Consider the following 651-nt stretch of genomic DNA (forward strand, 5'->3'; position numbering starts at 1 on the left):
GAGGCGATCCGGCCCTTCTTCGAATTGCTGGGCAAAGAGGGCTGTCAGCACATCGAGGCGGTCGCAATGGACATGAACACCGCCTTCGATCTGGAGGTGCGCGCCCATTGCCCGAACGCCGAAGTCGTCTATGACTTGTTCCATGTCGTCGCCCGCTTTGGTCGGGAGGTCGTCGACCGGGTGCGCGTCGATCAGGCCAATGCCTTGCGCAGTGCGCCCGCACAACGTCAGGTCATCAAGCGCTCGCGCTGGTTGCTGCTGCGCAACCGCGACAACCTGGGCAACGAGCAGGCGGTCAAGCTCGAGGAACTGCTGGCGGCCAACGCACCGCTGGCTACCGTCTATCTGCTGAAGACCGCCATCAAGGAAATCTGGTTTGCGCCATCGATCAGAGACGGCGCCCGAAGATGGAAAGACTGGTACCGCCTGGCGATCGAAAGCGGCATCGCGCCGGCGATCGCCTTTGCAAAGCGACTCCGAAAGTACCTGCGTGGCATCCTCGCCTCAGCCATCTTTCCCTTGAACACCAGCATTCTCGAGGGCGTCAACAACCGCATTAAGGTCATCAAGCGTATGGCCTACGGGTTCCGGGATTCAGCCTATTTCTTCCTGAAGATCAAGGCCGCCTTCCCCGGAAAGGCGCGATGAACC

Annotated in this window: 1 protein-coding gene; it reads left to right on the plus strand. The window is 60.7% G+C overall.

Features of this window, described 5'->3' with window-relative positions; genetic code table 11:
- Window positions 1-648 (plus strand): ISL3 family transposase (locus C664_RS20065; RefSeq protein ID WP_004295524.1); only part of this gene is annotated, 648 nt, incomplete at its 5' end.
- Window positions 649-651: the final 3 nt, after the last annotated feature.

The organism is Thauera sp. 63, from assembly GCF_000310165.2.
Lineage (GTDB): Bacteria > Pseudomonadota > Gammaproteobacteria > Burkholderiales > Rhodocyclaceae > Thauera > Thauera humireducens.